Raw genomic sequence first — 25,458 nt, forward strand, 5'->3', positions numbered from 1 at the left:
GCCGGGAAACTCCTCATGCCTTGATGCAATCGACGGTGTACTGGCGCCCGTCGCCCAGATCGTCATGCTGCAGCCCGTGCACATCGGCGACAAACCCCGGGAAGCTGCTGTCAAAGGCCCGGGCGAAGGCCAGGTAATCGATGATCGAACGGGTGGAATCGGTGAAACGCTCGCCCGGCATGATCAGCGGAATGCCCGGCGGATAGGGCACCAGCATCACCGCAGCGATACGCCCCTGCAACTGATCGATGGAAACCGCCTCGACCTCGCCCCGCACCAGATGGTCATAGGCATCGGCAGGCTTCATGGCCACCTCCGGCAGCACCGTGTACATGCGCTTGAGGTGCTTGGCCGTGGCGTTGCTGCGGTAGCAGGCGTGCAACTGGTCGCACAGGTCCTGCAGGCCCATGCCCTGGTAGCGCTGCGGGTCCTGCCCGGCCACGCTGGGCAGGCAGCTGGCCAGGCTGACATTGGCGTCGTAGTTGCGCTTGAACTCCAGCAGTTCGGTGAGCAGCGTGCTCCACTTGCCCTTGGTGATGCCCATGGAGAACAGCACCAGGAACGAATAGAGCCCGGTCTTTTCCACCACCAGCCCGCGCTCCCAGAGAAACTTGCTGACCACCGCCGCCGGGATCCCGTGCTCGCTCAGGGCGCCGCCCGCGGTCAGGCCGGGCATGACCAGGGTCACCTTGATCGGGTCCAGCAGCACATAGTCATCGGTGACCCCGGCAAAACCGTGCCACTCGCCCTCAGGTTCCAGCAGCCAGTCCTCGGTGCGCACCTGGTCGATGCCCTCGACCCGCTCCGGTTGCCACACCGAGAACCACCAGTCATCGGCGGCGATGTTCTGCCGCAGGTTGGCCAGGGCCCGGCGAAAGCTCAGGGCCTCGTCGAACATTTCCTGCAGCAGCGAGCGCCCGGCCGGCCCTTCCATCATCGCCGAAGCCACGTCCAGCGAGGCGATGATGCTGTACTGCGGCGAGGTGGAGATATGCATCATGAAGGCTTCGTTGAAGCGGTCGCGGTCCAGTTGCCGGGCGCCGCCATCCTGCACGTGAATCATCGAGGCCTGGCTGAAGGCCGCCAGCAGCTTGTGGGTGGAATGGGTGGTGAACACCAGCGGGCTGTCGGCGCTGCGGGACGTGCCCATGCCGTAGCGCCCGGCGAAGAAGTCATGAAAGGCCGCATAGGCGTACCAGGCTTCGTCGAAGTGCAGCACCTCGACACTGTTGCCCAGGCTCTGCTTGATCAGCTCGGCGTTGTAGCACAGGCCGTCATAAGTAGAGTTGGTGACCACCGCCAGCTTGACCCTGGGCGGCCGGCCGCGGGTCAGCGGGCTGGCATCGATCTTGGCCTGGATCGACTCGGCGCTGAACTCGCTCAGGGGAATCGGCCCGATGATCCCCAGTTCGTTGCGCTCCGGGCACAGGTACAGGGGAATGGCCCCGGTCATGATGATCGAGTGCAGCACCGACTTGTGGCAGTTGCGGTCCACCAGCACCAGGTCATCGCGACCGACCATGGAATGCCAGACGATCTTGTTGGCGGTGGAGGTGCCATTGATCACGAAAAAGGTGTGATCGGCGCCAAAGTTGCGCGCGGCACGGGCCTCGGCTTCCGCCAGCGGGCCGGTGTGATCCAGCAGCGACCCCAGCTCCGGGACCGACACCGACAGGTCCGAACGCAAGGTGTTCTCGCCAAAGAACTGGTGAAACGCCTGCCCCACCGGGCTCTTGCGATAGGCCACGCCACCGCCGTGCCCCGGGGTGTGCCAGGAATAGTTGGAGTCGGCGGTGTGCTGTACCAGGGCCTTGAAGAACGGTGGCAGCAAGCCATCCAGGTAGCCCCGCGCGGCCCGGGCCACTTGCCGGGCCAGGAACGGCACCGTGTCCTCGAACAGGTAGAGAATGCCCCGCAGCTGGTTGAGTTCGCTCATGGCGTCGGCGGGGGCGTTTTCCAGGGTCACCTGCTCGCCCAGGGCAAAGATCGGCAGCAGCGGCGCACGTACCCGCGCCAGGCGGATCAGTTCCACCATGTTCTGCAACAGGTGCTTGTTTTCCCCGGCCCCTTCGGCGGCGATCAACATGCAGGCCAGGCCGTGATGGGTCGAAGCCACCAGCCGCCCTTCGGCATAGTCCACCGCAGAAAAGATGCTGAACCCGTCCTTTTCCAGTTCCCGGGCGATCCCCCTGACCCGGTCCCCCGCGACCGTATCGGCCTTGATGTCGCGATGCACGATCAGGATCGGAAACTGCAGGTCTTTATACATGGGGCTCAGTGTCCTGAAACGGCGGGCAGGCCCCGCCAATCAACTCAGGGTAGAAGCTGCGCACGCTTCGTGTCACCCCAGGCATGGGCTGGGTGTAACAAAACGTCGCTCTGGAACAATTGCCGGTCCATTCCGAGCCACGCCCCAAACACGCCTGTAGCCGCTGCTGGGCCTGCGAAGCTGCGAAAAGGACCGAAGGGCCTTGCCTGGCGATCTCCCGCCAGGCCCCTGCGGCCCTCAATATCGCGGCGCCTCCTACGGCGCCGTTAGCCGCCTGCGGCAGCGGCCACAGCAAAGGCTTACTGCTGGGTTTCGAGCAACTGGGTCCAGAGGGCCGGGGCGCCGGCGGACTTGGCGATGATTTCCAGGCGCACCTGATGCTCGGCCAGTTCGGCCTCGCTGGCCTGGATGATCCGCCCGCGCGGGCGATCGGCCGGCAAGCGGCGGATTTCCGAAGCCTGGCCGGCCCCCTCGCCAGAGCCGTTGCCGTCCGAGGCATTGCCTGCCAGGGACAGGCTGGTCTGGCCACCGGTCATGGTCAGGTAGACGTCGGCCAGGATCTCCGAGTCGAGCAAGGCGCCGTGCAGTTCACGGCCGGAGTTGTCGACGCCGTAGCGTTTGCACAGGGCGTCGAGGCTGTTGCGCTGCCCCGGGTGCCGCTCGCGGGCCATCATCAGGGTGTCGAGGATGGTGCAGTGCTGGGTGATGTCGGCCCGTTCGTGCTGGCCCATCAAGGCGAATTCGTTGTTGATGAAGCCAACGTCGAACGCCGCGTTGTGGATGATCAGCTGCGCGCCCTGGATGAAGTCGAAGAACTCGTCGGCGACTTCGGCGAAACGCGGCTTGCCCACCAGGAATTCGTTGGTGATGCCGTGGACGCCGATGGCGCCCTCATCGCTCTCGCGATCCGGTTGCAGGTAAACGTGGAAGTGCCGGCCGGTCAGGCGCCGACCGATCAACTCGACGCAACCGATTTCAATGATCCGGTGGCCGTCGGTCACCGGCATGCCGGTGGTTTCGGTATCGAGTACAACAGATCTGTTGGCCATCAGGGGTCAGTTCTCAACGGTGGAAGTGTTTCAAAGCGCGGGATTTTAGCACGCTCTGGCGGCAGGACACCCATGGCGGATTCATCAGCCCCCAGCCTGTGCAGTTTTTAACAATCCTTAGCAAAGCTGCTGCAGTTCGTTGCAACGCAAAGCGCTAGGGTGCCCGACGATATTTTCCGCCGGACCCAGCCCTGCCATGACCCCCAGCAAAACCCGACTGGCCTGCGTGCTCTGCGCCTGCCTGTTCGCCGACCTCGTCCAGGCCAGCGCCCTGGTGATCAGCACCGACATCAGCATGAGCCTGACCCTGAGCTCAACCGAGGGCAGCTCCAAAGCCAGCAGCTCATTCAAGGACGACAAACTTGTGCTCGCCGCCCAGAGCGATGCCGCGGCCTTCGTGGCCACCGCCGGCGAGATCCGTGGCGCCCGGTTGGAAGCCGCCCTGATGCACATTCGCCAGGTGCTCGGCGCCCCGCCCTGTAGCGACCTGCAACTGGCCAGCGCCATGCTTGCGCTCTGAGCCCCCAGGCGCATCCGCAGCTAATTCATCGCGCGCCCCAGCCGTTTCTTTATGCGAACAAGGCTATTGCGTTACCGTGCGGCCTCACCCTGGCGCGCGGGTGCTGATACCCGGCGTTGCACTCACCCCACAGGAACCGCCCTCCCATGCTCAAGACTCGACAGATGCTCCCACTGCTGCTGGCCTTGGCCTGCATCAGTGGCTGCTCTTCCCTTGCGCACACCGACAGCGACAGCCAACAACGGCCGCTGATCGTTGCCCATCGCGGCGGCGCCGCGGACTTTCCCGAGAACACCCTGCTGGCCATCGACAACGCCCTGCGCAATAACGTCGACATGCTCTGGCTGACGGTGCAGCTCAGCCGCGATGGCGTACCGGTGCTGTACCGACCGGCCGACCTGAGCGCCAATACCCAGGCCACAGGCGCAGTCAACCAGCACACCCTGGCGCAGTTGCAGGCACTCAATGCCGGGTGGAATTTCAAGCAGACAGCAGCCGATGGCCAGGTGAGCTTTCCCTATCGCGCCCAGCCGGTGAGCCTGCCGTCGTTGCGTCAGGCGCTGATGGCGATCCCCGAGTCGGTGCCGGTGATTCTCGACATGAAGGCCCTGCCGGCTGCCCCCCAGGCCCAGGCCGTCGCCCGCTTGCTGGAACAGCTGCACGCCTGGAACCGGGTGCTGATCTACTCCACCGATGCCGGCTACCAGCAGGCTTTCGCGCCCTATCCCCAGGCCCGGCTGTTCGAATCCAGGGACAGTACCCGGGACCGGCTGGCCAGCGTCGCCCTCGCCCACCACTGCAACGCACCACCTGCACCCGGCAGTTGGGTGGCTTTCGAGTACCGGCGCCCGGTGCAACTGGTCGAGACCTTTACCTTGGGCGAGGCGCGCTCCCAGGTCGATGCCCGGCTGTGGACGCCCGCTGCGGTGGATTGCTTTCAGTCACGGGGCAAGGTGCGGATGCTGGCGATCGGCATCAATACGGCCGAGGACTACCAGGCGGCCACTTGCCTGAAGATGGATGCGGTGCTGGTGGATTCGCCCCGTGCGATGGGGGAAATGAAGCAGCGGCTCGAACGGCCGCTGCCTTGTCGCTGATTGGCCGCTCAGGGCATCAGGGCTGCTTGTAGCCGCGGACCTCGTCGACGCCACGGTTGGCCAACTGGTCGGCCCGCTCGTTGCCGTGATGGCCGGTGTGGCCGCGCACCCATTTCCAGGTGACGTTGTGGCGGTTGACCTGTTCGTCGAGCTGCTGCCACAGGTCGGCATTCTTCACCGGCTCCTTGGCGGCGGTCTTCCAGCCGCGCTTCTTCCAGTTGGCCATCCACTCGTTGATGCCCTTCATCACATACTGCGAGTCGGTGACCAGTTGCACATCGCACTGGCGCTTGAGCTCTTCCAGGCCGCGGATCGCCGCCATCAGCTCCATACGGTTGTTGGTGGTGTTGGCTTCGCCGCCCCAGAGCTCCTTTTCGACGCCCTTGCACACCAGCAGCGCGCCCCAGCCACCGGGGCCGGGATTGCCCTTGCAGGCACCGTCGGTAAAGATTTCTACGCTATCGCTCATCCACGCCTTCCATCAGAAAATTGCCATTGGCCCGCCGACCGCGATCGACCGGGCCCAGGGCCGGGCTACGCCGGCCGAGAGTGTATAAAAAGAGGGTTTCAACAGTTCATCAAGGCTCGCTGTTGCGGCGGTTGACCTTGGCCATGGGCAGCGGTACCAGCTTGCCCATCGGCTCGCGCCGCACCTGGCGCACCGGGCGCAGGCCCACGGCGATCTTGCGCGCCACCAACAGGTAGAAGCCGCCGCCGGACAGTTGCCAGTGCCCGGCCCTGCGTTCCCAGCCGGCCAGCCGCGCCTGCCATGCCGTTGAAGCAAGCGGCGGACGATAGCACCCGAAGCGGCGTTTCTCCAGCGCGAAGCCCAGCAGGTTGAGCCAGTCGCCGACCCGCGACGGGGAGATGCAGCGGGCCAGGCGCAACGCATCATGGGCGAACACATGGCGCAGGCCCCAGGTGCTCCAGGGGTTGATGCCGACAATCAGCAGATGCCCCCCAGGGCGCACGCTGCTGGCCGCCTCGCGCAGCAGGCCATGGGGCGACAGGCAGAAATCCAGGCCGTGCTGCAGCACCACCACATCGGCGGCGTGCTCGCTCAGGGGCCAGGCCTGCTCCTCGCAAACGATCTCCACCCCGGGCAAGGGCGCGCCGAGACGCACGTTGCGTTGCACCTGGGGCGCCGCCGGCGGGGTTTGCGCCGAGGGCCCGTAGTGCACCAGGTAGCCACCGAAGAAACGCCCCAGTTCCTCTTCGAGCATGCGCCGCTCTTCATCCAGCAGAAATTGCCCCAGGGGGCCGGACAGCCACTCCCGGGCCGCACTGATCAGGGCCAGCCAGTCGGGATCTGCCTGAGCGAAGGCTTTATCGGTCATTGCATTCTCCAACACGCCAAGAAGCTCTAAGATGCGCCATTGTTTTCCGCTTGGCGAATCCGAAGATGATACAGATCAGTGCCCTGCCCGCCTTCACCGATAACTACATCTGGTTGTTACAAGATCATCGCAGCCAGCGCTGCGCAGTCGTCGATCCGGGGGATGCGGCGCCGGTACTGGCCTGGCTGGAACAGCACCAGGGCTGGGTGCTCAGCGACATCCTGATCACCCACCATCACCACGATCACGTCGGCGGCGTCGAACGCCTCAAGCAGCACAGCGCGGCCACGGTCTATGGCCCGGCCCGGGAAAAAATCCCGGCCCGCGACATCGGCCTCGAAGACAACCAGCGGGTCAGCATCCTCGGCTGGGAGTTCGAGGTATTCGCCGTGCCCGGCCACACCCTGGGGCATATCGCCTACTACCACCATGGCCTGCTGTTCTGTGGCGATACCCTGTTCGCGGCCGGTTGTGGCCGGCTGTTCGAGGGCACCCCGGAGCAGATGCACCACTCCCTCGGCCGCCTCGCCGCGCTGCCGGACGACACCCTGATCTACTGCACCCACGAATACACCCTGAGCAACCTGCGCTTCGCCCAGGCGGTGGAACCGGCCAACCCGGACATCGCCGAACGCCTGGCGAAGGTCACGCAGATGCGTGAGCAAGGGCGCATGACTCTGCCCTCGACCCTGGCCCTGGAGAAATTGACCAACCCGTTCCTGCGTACCGGTGAAACATCCGTTAAACAAAAAGCGGACGAACGGAATGGCCAGGATAACCAGTCGCAGAGTGCGGTCTTTGCGGCTCTGCGGGCTTGGAAAGATAAGTTCTAAGCAGGCTATCGATTGGTACAAAAATTCTGAATGGTTGACCGCACCCCGGGTGCTTTCTAGAATCGCCCGACATTTTTGCCCGGAACTTACTTCCAGCCAATGTCGTCATCTATTCGTTATTCCATCAGTTCAGACGCATTGACGCGCTTGGCCCAGGCCATCGCGGTAGCTGTGTCAGCGACTCTTGCGGGCTGCCAAAGCACCGGCCATGCCCCGCAGAGCGACGCGACACACACACAGAATTTCAACGCCCGCATCAAGCAGAAACCCATCTGGCTGAGCAACCAGCCCAGCCCGCAAGTACCCCAGGACGTCTGGGAACGCATGCGCCAGGGGTTCCAATTGCAAGAAGGCCTGGGCGTCAACCCGCGTATTGAACAGCAGCGCCTGTGGTTCGCCAGCAACCCTTCCTTCCTGGAAAATGCCGGCGAGCGCGGCAGCCTTTATATCCACTACATCGTCGAGCGTCTCGAAGAGCGCAACATGCCGCTGGAACTGGCCCTGCTGCCGGTCATCGAAAGCGCCTACAACCCCCTGGCCTATTCCCGGGCCGATGCGGTGGGGCTGTGGCAGTTCGTCCCGGCCACCGGGCGCTACTTCAACCTGCGCCAGACCCGCTTCTACGATGGCCGCCGCGACATCACCGCGTCCACCACCGCGGCCATGGACTACCTGAGCCGCCTGCACGACATGTTCAACGGCGACTGGCTGCTGGCACTGGCCGCCTACAACGCCGGTGAAGGCACGGTGAGCCGGGCCATCGAGCGCAATGAAAAGCTCGGCCTGCCCACCGACTACTGGAACCTGCCGCTGCCGGCCGAGACCCAGGCCTATGTGCCCAAGCTGCTGGCCCTGTCCCAGGTGGTGCTGGCCCCACAGGCCTACGGCGTGAACCTCAACCCGATCGCCAACGAACCCTACTTCCAGGTGGTGGAGATCAACCAGCGCATGGACCTGTCCAAGGTCGCGGCGGTGGCCAACATCGACGAGGACGAGCTGTTCCAGCTCAACCCGGCGTTCAAGCAGCGCACCACCATCGACGGCCCCCAGCACCTGCTGGTGCCGACTTCCAAGGCACAGTTGCTGACCACCAGCCTGTCCACCATGAAACCCGAAGAACTGATCAGCAAGCGCTCCCTCAAACCGGTCTTCGACCGCGACGAAGGGCGTGATTCGCTGCGGGCCAAGCGCATCTACCGGGTCAAGAATGGCGACAACCTGACCCTCATTGCCAAGGCCAACAAGGTCAACGTCCAGGACCTGCAGCGCTGGAACAAGCTCAGCGGCAAGAACCTCAAGGTCGGCCAGACGCTGGTGATGCAGGACACCCGCAAGGTGGCCAGCAAGAAAACCAGCCTGGCCAGCAACAAGAAGAAGTCGACTCAGTACAAGGTCAAGCAGGGCGACTCGCTGTACATGGTGGCCAAGCGCTTCAATGTCGAGATGCAGCACCTCAAGCGCTGGAACCCCCGCGCGGCCCAGGCCCTCAAGCCCGGCCAGATGCTGACGGTGTACCTGCCGCACTGAAATCTGCCCTGTAGGAGCCGGCTTGCCGGCGAACAGCCTTCGCCGGCAAGCCGGCTCCTACGGGAAATTTCAATTGCACGAAGCGCGCGCCAGCGAGCTTTTTCCTGCTGATACAAGCTGTTACTGTACGGAGCACAAAGCCCAAGCCGCCTGGATCGGATCTCTGTCTCGATGCGTCCCCTGCTCCTGCTCTTCATCAGCCTGGCCTTGAGCTTTCCCGCAAGCGCGACGATCACCGAAAGTCACGGTTACGCGCAGTTTGGCACGCTCAAATACCCGGCAAAGTTCACCCATTTCGATTGGGTCAACCCCGCTGCGCCCAAAGGCGGCACCTTGCGGGTCATGGCCTTTGGCACCTTCGACACCCTCAACCCCTACACCTTCAAGGGCACCAGCCCGGTCGCCACGCCGAATTTCCTGCAATACGGGGTCAACGAGCTCAACGAACCCTTGATGGTGGGCACCGGCCTGTATGCGCCTTCCGGTGATGAGCCGACTTCCAGCTACGGCCTGATCGCCCGCTCGGTGGAATACGCCGAGGACCGCAGCTGGGTGGTGTTCAACCTGCGCCCCGAAGCACGCTTTCACGATGGCAAGCCGATCACCGCCTACGATGTGGCGTTCTCCTATCGCCTGTTGCTCAAGGAAGGCCACCCGCAATACCGCACCAGCCTGCAGGAAGTGCAGCGGGTGGATATCCTCGGCCCGCAGCGCATCCGCTTCGTGTTCAAGCGTGCCGGCAACCCCTTGCTGATCCTGCGCCTGGGCGAACTGCCGGTGCTGCCTCAGCATTACTGGAAGGATCGCGACTTCAAGGCCACCACCTTCACCCCGCCCCTGGGCAGCGGCCCGTACCGCATCACCCAGGTACAGCCCGGGCGCCAGCTGGTGTTCGAACGGGTCAAGGACTACTGGGGCAAGGACCTGCCAGTCAACCGCGGCTTCAACAACTTCGACCGGGTCGAAGTGGAGTTCTACCGGGACAGCGACGTGGCCTTCGAAGCCTTCAAGGCCGGCGAGTTCGACATCTATATCGAGCACCAGGCCAAGAACTGGGCCAACGGCTACAACTTCCCGGCGGTCAACCGCGGTGAGGTGATCAAGGCCCAGGTGGCGCACCAGATCCCGACCCAGACCCAGGGCCTGTTCATGAACACCCGCCGCACCACTTTCGCCGACGTGCGGGTGCGCGAGGCGCTGGGCATGATGTTCGACTTCGAGTGGACCAACCGCACCCTGTTCAGCGGCGCCTACCAGCGCGCCCTGAGCTACTACCCCAACAGCGAGTTCTCCGCCACCGGGGTACCGCAGGGCCATGAATGGCTGCTGCTCTCGCCCTACCGCGAGCAACTACCCGCCAGCCTGTTCAGCCAGGCCTTCAGCCTGCCGCGCACCGACGGCCGCGGCATCCCTCGTGACACCCTGCGCAAGGCCCTGGGGCTGCTCGGCGAGGCGGGCTGGAAGCTCAATGGCCAGCGCCTGCAGAACAGTGCCGGGCAACCGCTGCGCTTCGAACTGATGCTGGTCAACCCCAACCTGGAACGGATTCTCCAGCCCTACGTGGAGAATCTGGCGAGCATCGGCATCGACGCCCGCCTGCGCACCGTGGACCGGGCGCAATACAAGCAGCGTCTTGACCAGTTCGACTACGACATGATCCTCATGACCCTCAACCAGACCCTGAGCCCAGGCCTGGAGCAATGGCAGTACTTCCACTCCAGCCAGGTCTCGGTCAAGGGCAGCAAGAACTACGCAGGCATCAACAATCCGGTGGTCGACCACCTGCTGGAACAGCTGCTGGCCGCCCAGACCCGCGACGACCAACTGGCCGCGGGCAGGGCCCTGGACCGGGTGCTGCTGTGGCAGCACTACATGATTCCCAACTGGTACCTCAACTATCACCGCCTGGCCTACCGTAACCGGTTCGCCTTCGTCACCACGCCGCCCTATACCCTGGGCCTTGGCGCCTGGTGGCTGAAGTCCATGGAGAACGCCCAATGATGCCCCTGCGTGCCCTGCTTCTGCGCACCAGCGGCCTGTTGTTCAGCGCCATCGCCTGCTATGCCCAGGCTGCGCCGCAACACGCCGTGACCCTGTACAACGAAGCGCCGAAATACCCGGCGAACTTCCAGCACTTCGACTTCGTCAATCCCGACGCGCCCAAGGGCGGCACCTTCCGCATGGCCGGCTTCGGCAGCTTCGACAGCCTCAACCCGTTCATCAGCAAGGGCGTGCCGGAGCTGAACATCGGCCTGGTCTACGACACCCTGATGGCCCAGAGCCTGGATGAGCCGTTCACCGAGTACGGCCTGGTGGCCAGCAAGATCGAGAAGGCCCCGGACAACAGCTGGGTGCGCTTCTATCTGCGCCCCGAGGCGCGCTTCAACGACGGCCAGCCGATCCACGCCGAAGACGTGGTGTTCAGCTTCCAGACCCTGATGAGCGCCGGCTCGCCGCTGTACCGCGGCTACTACGCTGACGTCGACCAGGTGATCGCCGAAGACCCGCAGCGGGTGCTGTTCAAGTTCAAGCACACCAACAACCGCGAGCTGCCGCTGATCCTCGGCCAGCTGACGATCCTGCCCAAGCACTGGTGGCAAAGCCGCGACTTTGCCAAGAGCAACCTGGAGATTCCCCTGGGCAGCGGCCCTTACAAGGTCACCGAGGTCAAGGCCGGGCGCTCGATCCGCTACGAGCGGGTCAAGGACTATTGGGCCAAGGACCTGCCGGTCAACCGCGGCTTCTACAATTTCGACGTGATCACCAGCGACTACTACCGCGACAACACCGTGGCCCTGGAAGCGCTCAAGGCCGGCCAGTTCGACTACTGGCTGGAAATGAGCGCGAAGAACTGGGCCAACGCCTACAACATTCCGGCCGTGGCCCAGGGCCGCCTGATCAAGGAGCAGATCGCCAACGGCAACCCCACCGGCATGCAGGGTTTTGTCTTCAACACCCGCAGGCCGATGTTCCAGGACGTGCGAGTGCGTCACGCGCTGAGCCTGCTGCTGGACTTCGAGTGGAGCAACAAGCAGCTGTTCAACGGTGCCTACACCCGCACCCGCAGCTACTTCGAGAACTCGGAAATGGCCGCCACCGGCCTGCCGGGGCCCGAGGAACTGGCCATCCTCGAACCGCTGCGGGGCAAGATCCCCCCGCAGGTATTCGACCAGGCCTTCTCCCCTTCGGTGTGCGACGGCAGCGGGATGATCCGCGCCCAGCAGCGCCAGGCCTACCAGCTGTTGCAGGAAGCCGGCTGGCGCATCGTCGACGACAAGATGGTCGACGCCCAGGGCAAGCCGGTGGTGATCGAGTTCCTGCTGGCCCAGACCGAGTTCGAGCGCGTACTGCTGCCGTTCAAGCGCAACCTGGCCGACCTGGGCATCGACCTGGTGATCCGCCGGGTCGACGTGTCCCAGTACATCACCCGGGTGCGCTCGCGGGACTTCGACATGATCGTCGGCAGCTTCCCCCAGTCCAACTCCCCGGGTAACGAGCAGCGCGAGTTCTGGATGTCCTCCAGTGCCGACAAGCCCGGCAGCCGCAACTACATCGGCCTCAAGGACCCGGCCATCGACAGCCTGGTGGAAAACCTGATCAACGCCGATTCCCGCGCCAGCCTGGTGGCCCACGCCAAGGCCCTGGACCGGGTCCTGCAATGGGGCTACTACGTGATTCCCAACTGGCACATCAAGACCTGGCGCGTGGCCTACTGGGACCATATCGGCCACCCCAAGGTCGCGCCCAAGTACGACATCGGCGTCAACACCTGGTGGATCAAGCCCGGTGCCAAGCCGGCCGTTGAACCGACCCCGGACAACCAGGCGGCCCCGGCCGAAGCGGTGTACTGACCATGCTGGCCTATATCTTTCGCCGCCTGCTGCTGATCATCCCCACGCTGCTGGGCATCCTGCTGATCAACTTCGTGATCATCCAGGCCGCACCCGGCGGCCCGGTGGAGCAGATGATCGCCAAGCTCGAAGGCTTCGACGGCGCCACCAGCCGCATCGCCGGCGGCGGCGCCGAAGTCTCGGTGGCCGGTTCCAGCTACCGCGGCGCCCAGGGCCTGGACCCGGCGCTGATCAAGGAAATCGAGCACATGTACGGCTTCGACAAGTCGGCGCCGGAACGCCTGTGGATCATGATCAAGAACTACGCCACCCTGGATTTCGGCAACAGCTTCTTCCGTGACGCCAAGGTGGTGGACCTGATCAAGGAGAAGATGCCGGTGTCCATCTCCCTCGGGTTGTGGAGCACCCTGATCATGTACCTGGTGTCGATCCCCCTGGGGATCGCCAAGGCCACCCGCCACGGCAGCCACTTCGATGTCTGGACCAGTTCGGCGATCATCGTCGGCTACGCGATCCCGGCCTTCCTGTTCGCCATCCTGCTGATCGTGGTGTTCGCCGGCGGCAGCTATTTCAACTGGTTCCCCCTGCGCGGCCTGACCTCCAACGACTTCGACCAGCTGAGCTGGGGCGGCAAGATCCTCGACTACTTCTGGCACCTGGCGCTGCCGGTCACCGCCCTGGTGATCGGCCACTTCGCCACCATGACCCTGCTGACCAAGAACAGCTTCCTCGACGAGATCAACAAGCAGTACGTGGTCACCGCCAAGGCCAAGGGCCTGACCCAGCGCCGGGTGCTCTACGGCCATGTGTTCCGCAACGCCATGCTGCTGGTGATCGCCGGCTTCCCCTCGGCCTTCATCGGCATCTTCTTCACCGGCTCCCTGCTGGTGGAAGTGATCTTCTCCCTCGACGGCCTGGGCCTGATGAGCTTCGAGGCAGCGATCAACCGCGACTACCCGGTGGTGTTCGGCACCCTGTTCATCTTCACCCTGCTGGGGCTGGTGGTGAAACTGATCGGCGACCTGACCTACACCCTGGTCGACCCTCGCATCGACTTCGACAGCCGGGAGCATTGAGATGAACCTGTCCCCCCTCAATCGCCGGCGCTTCGAGCGCTTCAAGGCCAACAAGCGCGGCTGGTGGTCGCTGTGGCTGTTCCTGGTGCTGTTCGTCCTCAGCCTGGGCGCCGAGCTGATCGCCAACGACAAGCCGCTGGTGGTGCACTACGAAGGCGGCTGGTACTTCCCGGCCCTCAAGCGCTACCCGGAAACCACCTTCGGCGGCGAATTCCCCCTGGAAGCCAACTACAAGAGCCCCTACATCCGCGAACTGCTGGCGCAGAAGGATGCCTGGGTACTCTGGGCACCGATCCCCTTCAGCTACCAGAGCATCAACTACGACCTGCGGGTGCCGGCCCCGGCGCCGCCCTCGGCGGACAACCTGCTGGGCACCGACGACCAGGGCCGCGACGTACTGGCCCGGGTCATCTACGGGTTCCGGGTGTCGGTGCTGTTCGCCCTGACCCTGACCATTCTCAGCTCCATCATCGGCGTCATCGCCGGCGCCCTGCAGGGCTTCTACGGCGGCTGGGTGGACCTGGTGGGCCAGCGCTTCCTGGAGATCTGGTCCGGCCTGCCGGTGCTCTACCTGCTGATCATCCTCGCCAGCTTCGTGCAACCCAACTTCTGGTGGCTGCTGGGGATCATGCTGCTGTTCTCCTGGATGAGCCTGGTGGACGTGGTGCGGGCCGAGTTCCTGCGCGGGCGCAACCTGGAGTACGTGCGCGCGGCCCGGGCCCTGGGCATGCAGAACGGCGCCATCATGTTCCGCCACATCCTGCCCAACGCCATGGTCTCCACCATGACCTTCATGCCCTTTATCCTCACCGGCGCCATCGGCACCCTCACCGCCCTGGACTTCCTCGGTTTCGGCCTGCCGCCGGGGGCGCCATCCCTCGGCGAGCTGGTGGCCCAGGGCAAGTCCAACCTGCAGGCGCCCTGGCTGGGCATGAGCGCCTTCGCCGTGCTGGCGATCATGCTCAGCCTGCTGGTGTTCATCGGCGAATCCGCCCGCGATGCCTTCGACCCGAGGAAATGACATGACCCAGGACAACCTGATCGAAGTCCGCGACCTGGCGGTGGAGTTCGTCACCGGCGAGCACCGCCAGCGGGTGGTGCAAGGCGTCAGCTTCGACATCAAGCGCGGCGAGACCCTGGCCCTGGTGGGCGAAAGCGGCTCGGGCAAATCGGTCACCGCCCACTCCATCCTGCGGCTGCTGCCCTACCCTCTGGCGCACCACCCCAGCGGCACCATCCAGTATGCCGGGCACGACCTGCTGACCCTGAAAGAGAAGACCATCCGCCATATCCGCGGCAACCGCATCGCGATGATCTTCCAGGAGCCCATGACCTCGCTGAACCCGCTGCACAGCATCGAGAAGCAGATCAACGAAGTGCTGGGCATCCACAAGGGCCTGACCGGCAAGGTCGCCACCCGGCGCACCCTGGAACTGCTGGAGCTGGTGGGCATCCCCGAACCGCACAAGCGTCTCAAGGCCCTGCCCCACGAGCTGTCTGGCGGCCAGCGGCAACGGGTGATGATCGCCATGGCCCTGGCCAACGAGCCGGAACTGCTGATCGCCGACGAGCCCACCACAGCCCTGGATGTCACCGTGCAGCTGAAGATCCTCGAGCTGCTCAAGGAACTGCAGGCGCGCCTGGGCATGGCGCTGCTGCTGATCAGCCACGACCTGAACCTGGTGCGGCGCATTGCCCACCGGGTCTGTGTCATGCAGAAGGGCTGCATCGTCGAACAGGCATCCTGCGAAGATCTGTTTCGCGCGCCGCAGCATCCCTACACCCGGGAACTGCTGGCCGCAGAACCCAGCGGCCTGCCGGCGGCCAACGAGATTGGCCCGCCGCTGCTGGAGGTTAACAACCTCAAGGTCTGGTTCCCGATCAAGAAAGGCCTGCTGCGCAGCACCGTGGATCACGTCAAGGCAGTGGACGGCATCCACTTCAGCCTGCCCCAGGGCCAGACCCTGGGCATCGTTGGGGAAAGCGGCTCGGGCAAGTCGACCCTGGGCCTGGCGATCCTGCGCCTGATTGCCAGCCAGGGCGGCATTCGCTTCGAGGGCCAGCAACTGGACAGCCTGACCCAGCAACAGGTTCGGCCGCTGCGGCGGGAAATGCAGGTGGTGTTCCAGGACCCTTTCGGCAGCCTCAGCCCGCGCATGAGCGTGAGCCAGATCGTCGGCGAGGGCCTGCGCATCCACAAGATAGGCAGTGAACAGGAGCAGGAGCAGGCCATCATCGAAGCCCTCAAGGAGGTCGGCCTGGACCCGGACACGCGGCACCGCTACCCCCATGAGTTCTCCGGCGGGCAGCGCCAGCGCATCGCCATCGCCCGGGCCCTGGTGCTCAAGCCGCGGCTGATCCTGCTGGACGAACCGACTTCGGCCCTGGACCGCACGGTGCAGCGCCAGGTGGTGGAACTGCTGCGCACACTGCAAAGCAAGTACAACCTGACCTACTTGTTCATCAGCCACGACCTGGCGGTGGTCAAGGCCCTGAGCCACCAGTTGATGGTGATCAAGCACGGCCAGGTGGTGGAACAGGGGGACGCCGGGGGCATCTTCGACGCCCCGCAACACCCTTACACACGGCAATTGCTGGAAGCCGCCTTCCTGGCTCCGGCAAGCGCCGAATAACCTGAAACAGGAGTAGCAACATATGGGTTTTCTCGCTGGGAAGCGTGTCCTGATCGTTGGTGTCGCCAGCAAGCTGTCGATCGCCTCCGGCATCGCTGCCGCCATGCATCGTGAAGGCGCCGAGCTGGCCTTCACTTATCAGAACGAAAAACTCAAGGGCCGGGTCGAGGAGTTCGCCGCAGGCTGGGGCTCCAGCGCCGAGCTGTGTTTCCCTTGCGATGTGGCCAGTGACGAGCAGATCGCCCAGGTCTTCACCGCGCTGGGTAAAAAATGGGACGGCCTGGACTGCATCGTCCACTCCGTGGGCTTCGCACCTGGCGACCAGCTCGAAGGCGACTTCACCGATGCCACCACCCGCGAGGGCTTTCGCATTGCCCACGACATCAGCGCCTACAGCTTCGTGGCCCTGGCCAAGGCCGGTCGGGAAATGATGAAGGGCCGCAACGGCAGCCTGCTGACCCTGTCCTACCTGGGCGCCGAACGCACCATGCCCAACTACAACGTGATGGGCATGGCCAAGGCCTCCCTGGAAGCCGGCGTGCGCTACCTGGCCGGCTCCCTGGGCCCGGAGGGCACCCGGGTCAACGCCGTTTCCGCCGGCCCGATCCGCACCCTGGCCGCCTCGGGGATCAAGAACTTCCGCAAGATGCTGGCGGCCAACGAGGCGCAAACCCCGCTGCGGCGCAACGTCACCATCGAAGAAGTCGGCAACGCCGGCGCCTTCCTCTGCTCGGACCTGGCCTCGGGCATCAGCGGCGAGATCATGTACGTGGACGGGGGTTTCAACACCACCGCCATGGGCAACCTCGACGAGTGATCTGCGGCGGTGGCGAGGGGGCTTGCGCCCTCGCCACCCTGCCCCCTCCCGCTCATTGGAAAGGCCAAACATGAAGCTGTGCTATCTGTTGCTCGTGCTGTTTCTAGCCGGCTGCGACAACACCCAAGATACCGCCTCGAATAAAACCCGGAGCAGCGTCGCACGCCTGCACATCCCCTTGGGCACACCGGTTGCCGAGTTCCTAGAAAAGAGCCCGGTGAGCTTTACCGCCGACTGCCTGGATGCGGTCAACCTATGTTGGTATGAGGCGGATCGTCAGGGAGCACTCCTTGACCTGAGCCTGGCCCAGCCCGAGGGCACGCTTGAACTGGATCAGGTGGCCGGGCTGCTGATTGCCGTTGATGGCAATACCTCAAACACCATCCAGGCATTGAACATCGACCTTCGCGGGCTGCCGGACAACAGCACTCACAAGGCCAACAAGGCGCTTGTCTATAACCTTCTCAGGACGTTGAAGAACGCTGGATGGCAAAAATACTACTTCCCTTCCGACCCCCGAATAGCCGCTGGCGAGTTGCACAAGCTGGACTGGAAGGAAAGCCTCCTGGGTACCCAGCCACTCAGCCACCCGCTGTTCGATGCCAACCATGAGATGAGCCTTGAGCAGTGGCTGGGCAACAACATGTTCTATGACTGGTATCTCTATCACGGCAACTACATTGCGCATGTCCGAGCCCTGCGCTACGACTCGAAAAGCGCCCCCCTGCAAAGCGCTGTCTACTTGATAAGCCTGAACCTGATGTCCCTGGACACGTTCTGGACCCGCGACTTTGCAGAGGCACAAAGAGCCCAATGGAGAACCCTGTTCCCTGCGCATTTGAAAGAACGGCTGCAACGTCGCTCAGAAGTTGAAAGCCGAGCCAGGGCGGCCGGGGTCGACATCGAGGAAAGCTATAGCCCACCGCTGATGGAGCGCGGCCAATAGCGCCCTGCCACTGACGCCCTTCCCTGCCCCGCGTCACCGGGCAGGGCTTGGCGGCAGCAACCCTCAGCGAGCCCGCTTGCTCGCCTGCTTGTGCAGGTACATGGCCTTGTCGGCGTCCGCCAGCAACGCCTCGATGTCGGGATGGCGTTCGGCGTCGTATTCGATCTGGCCGACGCTGAAGCGGATGTCATAACCCCGCTTCAAGGTGGCATTGCGCTCGTCGAGAATCTCCCGCAGGCGCGCCATGATCGCCGAAGTCTCGATATGGTCGGCAGCGGTCAGCAGGGCCACGAACTCATCGCCCCCCAGGCGGCCGATCACATCGCTCTCGCGAAAGGCGATGCGCAGCACGTCGGCGAAGGTCTTCAGGGCGCCGTCGCCTTCGGCATGGCCGTAGGTGTCATTGATCTGCTTGAAGTCGTTGAGGTCGAAGAACAGCAGGGTCGCCGGTTTTTCCAGGCGCTTGCACACCCCCAGGGCATGCCGGGCCAGGGCCTCGAAGCCGCGGCGATTGGACAGCAGGGTCAGCTCGTCCATGCTGGCCATCTGCACCGCCGCCAGTTCCTGCTCGGCCATGCGCGCCAGGTCCCGTAGCAGTGCCCGATCCTCGTCGTCCAGGTCGCGGGGCTTGATGTCGATCAGGCACAGAGTGCCGAGCTTGCTGCCATTGGTCACCGTCAGCGGGCAACCGGCATAGAAGCGGATGCCCGGCGCGCCCACCACCAGCGGGTTGTCGTGGAAGCGTTCGTCCAGGCCGGCGTCGGGCACGGTGAGGATCTGGTCACCGAGGATCGCGTGGCCACAGAAGGAAATGTCCCGCGAGGTTTCGCTGACGTCGAGCCCCACGCAGGACTTGAACCATTGCCGGTCGGCATCCACCAGGCTGACCAGGGCAATGGGCACGTTGAACAGACGCTTGGCCAGCCGGGTCAGGCGGTCGAAACGCTCCTCCGGGGAGGTGTCGAGCACATTCAGCTCCCGCAGGGTCTGGATTCTCAAGGCCTCATTGTTGGGTTTGCTGGGATACAACATCGCTGACTCCATTCGCGGCTAAGATTCCAAGCGTAGTCCAGAATAACGACGGCTTATCATCTAAAGCGGCGCGGCAGGAGCCAGTGGGCAGGTGGCCCTCACAACCGGGGGGCCAACAGAATCCTCCCGTAGCCAGCCACGAACACGGCAAACGCCAGGCCCGCCAGCAGCGCTGAAAGACCCAGCCCCAGGCTGCTGAACGGCACCAGCAGGACCCGGCACAGGGCCGCCAGAAACAGCAGCGCAAAGCCACCGGCCATGGCCCGCGAAGCCTGCAGGGGCCGGCCACTGTGGCCGAGGCTGACCCGCGCCACCATGCCCAGCACCAGCCCGCCCAGGCCACCCACCGCCAGGGCATGGGTCACCAGGCTCTGGGGTATCGACCAGCCCAGGTGCCAGAGGGCCATGCCCAGGGTTGCCAGGGCCAGCCACCCGTAGGCCAGGTACAGCGACCAGAGCAGCGGCACCCGCCACACCCCCGGCCGGTGCCAGCGCCACAAGCGCCAGCCTTGCAGCCCCGCCAGCAGGGCGAACAGCGGCGCCAGCCACCCGCGGGGAGCGTCACCGCCGCCCAGGGCCATGGACAACGCGGCCAGCAGGCTGCCCACCAGCAACACCCGGGTCGGCCAGGGCGATGTCGGCGCCTGGGGGGCAGTTGCAGCCCGCGCTGGATGAAGAAGGGAATCACCCGGCCGCCGATCACCGTCATCAGGGTCGCCACCAGCCACAAGGCGCCCAGTTCGCCGCGCCGCTGCCAGCTGTCCTGGTGTTCCAACAGGCCCCACAGGGTCAGCCCCTGAAACAGCGCCAGCAGCCCCAGGACCAGGACCATGGGGTAGTTCTCGCGCTTGCCGGCGCACCACAGCTCGCGCCCGATCACCGCCGCCAGCAACGGCATGAACGCCAGTTGCACCACAACGAACAGCGGGCCCGGCAGCGGCAGCCACCAGGCCAGGCGCCCCGCCAGCCACAGCAGCCACAGCAACAGCAACGGCGTACGGCTCAGGCCCGGGCGGCCGGTCCAGTTGGCCACCGCCGTCAGCAGGAAGCCGGCAACGATCGCCACGGCAAAGCCGAAGAGCATTTCGTGACGGTGCCAGGCCAGCATCCCGGCTACCGGTTGCAGGCCCGCCAGCGCTCCATGCAGCCACAGGCCCCACCCCACCAGGGCAAGGCAGGCGAAGCCGGCGCCGGCGAGGAAGAACGGGCGGAACCCCAGGCTCCAGAGGGGCTGGCCGGTCCAGCGGTGCCAGGCTTCAGGCAAAGACACAGGCAGCCCTCCCCTGGCACTGGGCCATGCGCCGCTGGGCCAGCAGGCGCATGACATAACCGATCTTCAACAGGGTCGGCCCGATAATCACCAGGCTGTGCATCAGCACCAGGGTGGCGATAGGCAAATGGCCGGAATGGACATAGGCGGCGTACACCCCCAGGCCCAGCAACAGGCTGCCCGACCACAGCAGCGCATTGGACAGGTGCAATACATGCAGCGGCGAATCGAAGTAACGGCTCATGTCGACAACTCCTCGAACACACAATGGCATGACTGGCCCTTCACGTTTCATGCCAGCGCGCAGAGCCTGTAAAACCGGGCCCTGCCACCTCAAGAGTCTTTATGACCAGATAAAGAAGAAGTCATAAAGACCGCCAACGCAGTCAATATGACTGCATTTTTCCCCGCTGCCCTTTTTCGCCGGCAAGGGCAGACTGCCCCTCTTGAGCCAATCCCCCCTCTGCAGGAGCGAGCTTGCTCGCGATGCATCGGAAAACGCCGCGCACTTCCTGTAGACCCGCGTTATCGTTGACGCCCATCGCGAGCTCGCTCGCTCCCATACAAGGATGTCGCCGATGCCCGAAGCTTCCTCCCCCGCATCCGAAAAGAGCCTGTCACGCCTGTTGCTGGAGTTGCTCTGGCAGTTGGCCGCCCTGCTCATCCCGATCTTCTTCGTCACCCTGCTGCCGCCCCCGGCGGCCCTGGGGGTGTTGCTCGGCTGCGCAGCGGCGATGACCCTGGCGGCGCGCCTGGGCTGGCCTAAAACCGCCCGCGGCCTGGCGCGGCTGATGATCAGCGCCGCGTTCGGCCTGGGCTTCAGCCTGGGCCGGGCCCTGCCGGCCTACTGGGATATCGCCGCCGCCTTCACCAGCATCTTTGCCGGGCTGGCAGCGGTCAGCCACCTGGAACGCCGCCTGGGGCTGGTGCAGCCGAGCCCCACACCGATCAGCGCCTGGGGCGGCAACGAACCGCAACAGACCCCGGAGGGCAAGCCGATCCGGGTGTTCAACCACGGCGAGATCGCCATGGGCGGGCCCACCTGTTGCGACTACCTGTTCCCCGATGGGGTGCTGCTGCAAGGGCTGGGGTCCTCGGCGCGGTTTTCCAGTGACGGGCGCTACTTCGCCGCGCCGCTGCCTTCCAGGCAACACTGGGGGCTGGCCATCCTCGACCGTGAACAGCGCCGCCTGTACCGCTGCAACCGGGAACACTTCTGGGAGCTGGATGCCTTCAGCGCCGACACCCTCAGCGGCCGCCACAGCCCGCTGGTGGACAACGGCCAGCACCAGGCCAGCCTGAACAGCCTGCTGCAGGAGGCCGAATGCGTCGAACTGGTAGCGGTAGCCGATCTCTGGCTGGAGCCGGGCCAGTGGCTGGAGGCCCTGGCTTGCCAGGATTTCGAAGAAAGCGCACCCCACGGCAGACACCGGCTGCACGCCAGCCTGGCGCTGCCGGCCAGCCTCAGGGCCCTGGAGCAACCCCTGGAACCCCTGCGCACGCCGCCCTATCGCATAAGTATCGACGGCCAGCCCAGCGGCTTGCTGCTGCGGGCGGACGCACCCCGCATCTGGCGCGACGACGGCCGGGCCCTGGCCTGCATCGCCCACGAGCAGGCGCAGCCTGAGGCCGCGTGCTGCTGGCTGTGGCAGGCCGACAAGGGCTGGCGGGCATTGCCCGCGCCCTGGGTCGCCAGCCATGCAGAACCATCCTTCTACCCTGGCCCGCTGCTCAGCCTGGATCGCCACTGGCTGGGCTACAGCGCATACCTGGACCTGGCCGAGGCGGACCACGGGCGCTACGGCTATCGCTTGCACAGTACCCACAGCGACAGCGAAACCGGCGTCGGCCATGACCGGCAAGGCTGCCTGCAAGTGGCGCAGCTGCCGCTGACCCGCACCCAGTTGCTGCAGCCCCTGGACGGCAGCGGGGCCCGGGGCGAAAGCCGGATCCAGTCCCAGCCCCTGCTGGGCGAGCAGCGCGCGCTGTTCAGCTGGCTGACGGACGACCCCCGGGGCCTGGGTGCCTACCGATGCCAGATCGGCACCTGGCAACTGCCCGGGTGCTGGTTGCTGGACCATCGGGTTTCCGATTGCCAGCGCTACCTGGCCCTGCTGCCCTGGAGCGAGACCCTGGAGCTGGCCCCCCAGGTGGTGGTGGCGGACCTGCAACAGCAGCGCCTGATCTACAGCCCGGCACTGCTGGCGGCGCGCCTGCTGGACTTTCGCCAGGGCCGCCTGAGCCTGGCCGTGCTGGTCGGGCGCCTCGACCCGGACCACGCCAGCAGCCCGCTGCAACGCTTCAACCGGCCGGCGCCCGCACCTGAACACGCCGCGGCATTCTGCACCGAAGGCCCGGCCTCGCAACCCTGCTATGAGCGCCAGGACTGGCTGGTGATCGATGACCAATTGCAGCCCGTGGCGCCCTGGCGCCTGGTGGATCGGCCTCAGGCCGCGGTCGCCGAGGGTGACTTTATCCAGCCTGCCCCCGATGGCCGCGACGCCGCGTGGCTGTTTGGCAGCGAAACCGAGTACGCCGACAGCTGGCTGCGGGAAACCAGCCCGCGGCTCGGCGGCCACCTGCTCACCGCCTCCGGCTGTGCAGTAGGCGATCTGGCCCCGTCGCTGATCTGGTCCACCGACGCCCGCTACCTGGCCTTGACCCGGCTCCGGCTCGGCGCCGGCGACCCGCAGCAGGGCTACCGCGCCTGGCAGTTGCTGCTGCTCGATGTGCAGGAACGCAGCCTGCGCATCGCCCCCGACTGGCTGCGCCACCGCCCGCTGTTCCAGCACTTCGATGCCCGGGGCCTGGCGCTGCAGCTGTTCGAGCGGGATTGGCAGGCGGCGGACGATCCCGATCCGGGCCGCAGCCTGGAGTGGGCACTGGAAGACCTGTTGCGCCTGCCTGCCGAACCCTTGCGTGAACACCAGGGGCTGTGGCTGAGCGCCGCCGACTGGCCCCAGGCCCGGGCGTGGCAGGCGCTGCGCCGCCCGGCGCACCCGGCCTTCCGCGCCGAGGCTTGAGCCCCGGGGTCAATCGGCCTTCAGTGCCTGGGCGTCCCGCGCGCGCTGGCTGACGAAACCGGGGATCTGCTCCCCGGGCAGGGATTTGCTGTAGTACCAGCCCTGGATGGTCAGTTCGGCACTCGATTGCAGGAAATCCAGCTGCTCGCGGGTTTCCACCCCTTCCACCACCACTTTGAGCTTGAGGGTTTCGCAAAAACGCAGCAGGCCGTTCAACACCTGGGCGCCCTTGGGTTCACGCTGGGCGAGGACAAAGCTGCGGTCGATCTTGATCCCGTCCACCGGGAACTGGTGCAGGTAGCTCAGGGCGGAAAAGCCGGTGCCGAAGTCATCGATATAGACCCGGGCGCCCAGCGCATGGAGCTTGCCGATCCATTGCTGGGTCAGCAGCGCATCGCCCACCAGGGCATCCTCGGTAATCTCCACCGACACCTGGCCCTGGGCCCGGGCCAGAATCTCCAGCAGGCGCTGGCCATGTTCCCGGGAGGCCAGGGTGGCGCTGGAGATGTTGATGGTGATGGGCAGCTCGAAGCCGACCTTGCGCCACGCCAGGTGCTGGCGCACCGCCTGGGACGCCACCCAGAAATCCACCTCGGGCATCAGCTTGGCCTGGCCCAGCCACTGCAGCAGTTCCCAGGGCGACTGCACCTTGCCCTCGCGGTCACGGGCGCGGATCAGCGCTTCGCAACCGCTGCACAAGCCGCTGTCCTTGATCACCTGGGGCTGATACTCCAGGTGGAAGTCGTAGTCGCTCAACTGCTGGATACGGGCCAGTTGCAAGGACTGCTGGGCGGCCTGCTGATAGGACGCCACCATCGGGTCCAGCTCGAACAGCCGGCCCCGCTCCTCCAGGCCATGGAAGGTGGTGTCGAAGGTTTTCAGGTAGACCTGGGCACTTTGCTCGCCCTGGCGCTGGATACTGCGCACATAGGGCATGTAGATCAGGATGCCGACCCCCAGCAGCAGCCCTTGCAGCAGCACCGCGCCCCAGTCGCCCTGGGTGCTGAGGTAGGCATTGAGCAGCACCGGCGAGGTAAAGGGCAGGCTCACCAGCGCCGGGCTCACCCACCCCAGTTGCACCACCAGCAGCGCCAGGCAGGCATTGACCATCGGCACCAGCATGAACGGTACCAGCAGGCGCGGGTTGAGGATGATCGGCACACCGAACAGCAGCAGTTCGTTGACGTTGAACAGCGACAGCGCCAGGCTCGCCAAGGCCAGCAGACGCATGGAGCGGTTGCGCGAGAAACCGAGGATCGCCAGCACCAGCGCCAGGGAACCGCCAGAGCCGCCAATGAAGGCAAAGCAGCCCAGCAGGCCGCTGTTCAAGGCATAGCGCAATGGCCGGCCAGCGGCCTGATCCGCGGCGTTGAGCGTCACGGCCTGGTCCATCACATCCATCAGCGGCTGCATGGCATGGGCGCCATGAATGCCGAAGAACCACAGCAGCGAATTGGTCGAGGTCAGGAAGATCGCGTTGAGGTAGGGGTTGTCCAGGTCGTCGATATCGATCGGCCGCTCGACGTAGGCAAAATCATGGAACTGCAGCAGCAGTTGCAACACGCAGACCAGCACCAAAGAGGTCACCATCCCCGGCAGCACCATGTTGATGGTGCCCTTGAGGTTGTGCCCCACCAGCCCCTCGTCCACCAGCCGGGTCCAGCGCTGGCGGTGCAGCCGGGCCATCAGCGGCACATTGACCAGGGGCGAGGCAATGGCGATGAACAGCACGAAGGTCGCCGCCGCCCGCGGATAGTCGCGCAGCAGGTAGATGGCGATCACCACATGGGACAGGCAGAGGAAGGCCACCGGCAGTTGGGGCAGGCGGTATTTGATCGCCAGCATGTAGCCGATGGACGCCGCCACCAGCAGGGGAATGATCGAACTGATGCGGTTGTGCAGGCCGGTCAGCAGCTCCACCAATGCTGGCGGCGCACCCAACGCCTGGGCGCACTGGCCGAGGATCAGCAGCAGCGCCGAGACCAGCAGGCACGGCAGCAGCCACAACAGGCCTTCGCGGATCGAGCGTAATGACTCGGCACCCGCCAGGAGTGCCAGACGATGGGTGAAAAACAGCTTGAACCCCACGTTTCGCATAAGCCCCGCCCCTTTGCCGCTGCGCGTCCGATACCCCCCGGACGTTGCCGCCCGCCCCATGGATACGCAATGCAGCGCCAG

At 65.1% G+C, this 25,458-nt stretch carries 19 protein-coding genes and 1 pseudogene; 12 read left to right on the forward strand and 8 right to left on the reverse strand.

The genetic code is table 11. The annotated features are described in order from the left end of the window. Positions 1-13 precede the first annotated feature (13 nt). Entirely contained in the window at positions 14-2,269 is a 2,256-nt protein-coding gene (locus KI242_RS17215) for an arginine/lysine/ornithine decarboxylase (protein WP_212805378.1), read from the reverse strand. Positions 2,270-2,568: 299 nt separating this feature from the next. Continuing rightward, the gene (dnaQ, locus tag KI242_RS17220; protein ID WP_015635815.1) at positions 2,569-3,318 is read right to left on the reverse strand and encodes a DNA polymerase III subunit epsilon; all 750 of its coding nucleotides are present in this window, start codon (positions 3,316-3,318) and stop codon (positions 2,569-2,571) included. Positions 3,319-3,514: 196 nt separating this feature from the next. On the opposite strand from dnaQ, the gene KI242_RS17225 reads away from it, so the two are divergent. Next, positions 3,515-3,838, forward strand: coding sequence for a DUF2388 domain-containing protein (locus tag KI242_RS17225; RefSeq protein ID WP_212805379.1), 324 nt, complete (start codon positions 3,515-3,517; stop codon positions 3,836-3,838). A 146-nt stretch (positions 3,839-3,984) separates the two neighbouring features. After that, complete coding sequence (locus KI242_RS17230; RefSeq protein ID WP_015635817.1) at positions 3,985-4,935, forward strand: glycerophosphodiester phosphodiesterase family protein; 951 nt, start codon at positions 3,985-3,987, stop codon at positions 4,933-4,935. A gap of 16 nt (positions 4,936-4,951) precedes the next feature. Here the strand turns inward: KI242_RS17230 and rnhA are convergent, their stop codons facing one another. Beyond that, positions 4,952-5,404: a ribonuclease HI gene (rnhA, locus tag KI242_RS17235; protein WP_011061579.1), complete on the reverse strand. Its 453-nt coding sequence runs from the start codon at positions 5,402-5,404 to the stop codon at positions 4,952-4,954. Positions 5,405-5,513: 109 nt separating this feature from the next. Beyond that, positions 5,514-6,272, reverse strand: a complete 759-nt coding sequence (locus tag KI242_RS17240) for a methyltransferase domain-containing protein (protein WP_015635818.1) — start codon at positions 6,270-6,272, stop codon at positions 5,514-5,516. A 65-nt stretch (positions 6,273-6,337) separates the two neighbouring features. Here KI242_RS17240 and gloB point away from each other — a divergent pair, with 65 nt between their 5' ends. From gloB to KI242_RS17285, 9 genes are all read left to right on the forward strand, one after another. Continuing rightward, positions 6,338-7,105, forward strand: a complete 768-nt coding sequence (gene gloB, locus KI242_RS17245; protein WP_077935024.1) for a hydroxyacylglutathione hydrolase — start codon at positions 6,338-6,340, stop codon at positions 7,103-7,105. A 99-nt stretch (positions 7,106-7,204) separates the two neighbouring features. Then, complete coding sequence (locus KI242_RS17250; RefSeq protein WP_015635820.1) at positions 7,205-8,632, forward strand: LysM peptidoglycan-binding domain-containing protein; 1,428 nt, start codon at positions 7,205-7,207, stop codon at positions 8,630-8,632. A gap of 171 nt (positions 8,633-8,803) precedes the next feature. After that, positions 8,804-10,633 carry an extracellular solute-binding protein gene (locus KI242_RS17255; protein WP_015635821.1) on the forward strand — a complete coding sequence of 610 codons (1,830 nt, stop codon included), beginning with the start codon at positions 8,804-8,806 and terminating at the stop codon, positions 10,631-10,633. Then, complete coding sequence (locus tag KI242_RS17260) at positions 10,630-12,483, forward strand: extracellular solute-binding protein (protein ID WP_011061584.1); 1,854 nt, start codon at positions 10,630-10,632, stop codon at positions 12,481-12,483. The genes KI242_RS17255 and KI242_RS17260 overlap by 4 nt, the downstream gene beginning before the upstream one ends. Positions 12,484-12,485: 2 nt before the next feature. Next, on the forward strand, positions 12,486-13,559 hold the full coding sequence (locus tag KI242_RS17265; protein ID WP_011061585.1) for a microcin C ABC transporter permease YejB: 1,074 nt from the start codon (positions 12,486-12,488) through the stop codon (positions 13,557-13,559). Position 13,560: 1 nt separating this feature from the next. Next, entirely contained in the window at positions 13,561-14,580 is a 1,020-nt protein-coding gene (locus tag KI242_RS17270; RefSeq protein WP_011061586.1) for an ABC transporter permease, read from the forward strand. 1 nt (position 14,581) lies between these two features. Beyond that, the gene (locus KI242_RS17275; protein ID WP_011061587.1) at positions 14,582-16,192 is read left to right on the forward strand and encodes an ABC transporter ATP-binding protein; all 1,611 of its coding nucleotides are present in this window, start codon (positions 14,582-14,584) and stop codon (positions 16,190-16,192) included. A 22-nt stretch (positions 16,193-16,214) separates the two neighbouring features. Then, positions 16,215-17,009 (forward strand): enoyl-ACP reductase FabI, encoded by a 795-nt coding sequence (fabI, locus tag KI242_RS17280; RefSeq protein WP_015635823.1) that lies wholly within the window; start codon positions 16,215-16,217, stop codon positions 17,007-17,009. 70 nt (positions 17,010-17,079) lie between these two features. After that, positions 17,080-17,955 carry a hypothetical protein gene (locus KI242_RS17285; RefSeq protein ID WP_212805380.1) on the forward strand — a complete coding sequence of 292 codons (876 nt, stop codon included), beginning with the start codon at positions 17,080-17,082 and terminating at the stop codon, positions 17,953-17,955. A 63-nt stretch (positions 17,956-18,018) separates the two neighbouring features. Here the strand turns inward: KI242_RS17285 and KI242_RS17290 are convergent, their stop codons facing one another. From KI242_RS17290 to KI242_RS17300, 3 genes and pseudogenes are all read right to left on the reverse strand, one after another. Then, positions 18,019-18,987, reverse strand: a complete 969-nt coding sequence (locus KI242_RS17290; RefSeq protein WP_019095501.1) for a sensor domain-containing diguanylate cyclase — start codon at positions 18,985-18,987, stop codon at positions 18,019-18,021. 98 nt (positions 18,988-19,085) lie between these two features. Then, positions 19,086-20,257, reverse strand: a pseudogene (locus KI242_RS17295) (NnrS family protein). Beyond that, the gene (locus KI242_RS17300; protein ID WP_041118491.1) at positions 20,244-20,501 is read right to left on the reverse strand and encodes a hypothetical protein; all 258 of its coding nucleotides are present in this window, start codon (positions 20,499-20,501) and stop codon (positions 20,244-20,246) included. Before KI242_RS17300 ends, KI242_RS17295 begins: the two are co-directional and overlap by 14 nt. Positions 20,502-20,835: 334 nt before the next feature. On the opposite strand from KI242_RS17300, the gene KI242_RS17305 reads away from it, so the two are divergent. Continuing rightward, positions 20,836-23,280 carry a hypothetical protein gene (locus KI242_RS17305; RefSeq protein ID WP_212805381.1) on the forward strand — a complete coding sequence of 815 codons (2,445 nt, stop codon included), beginning with the start codon at positions 20,836-20,838 and terminating at the stop codon, positions 23,278-23,280. Positions 23,281-23,289: 9 nt separating this feature from the next. Here the strand turns inward: KI242_RS17305 and KI242_RS17310 are convergent, their stop codons facing one another. Beyond that, complete coding sequence (locus KI242_RS17310; protein ID WP_011061594.1) at positions 23,290-25,377, reverse strand: EAL domain-containing protein; 2,088 nt, start codon at positions 25,375-25,377, stop codon at positions 23,290-23,292. Between the last annotated feature and the right edge of the window lie 81 nt (positions 25,378-25,458).

Source organism: Pseudomonas sp. Eqa60 (assembly GCF_018326405.1).
In the GTDB taxonomy this organism is placed as follows: Bacteria; Pseudomonadota; Gammaproteobacteria; order Pseudomonadales; family Pseudomonadaceae; genus Aquipseudomonas; species Aquipseudomonas protegens.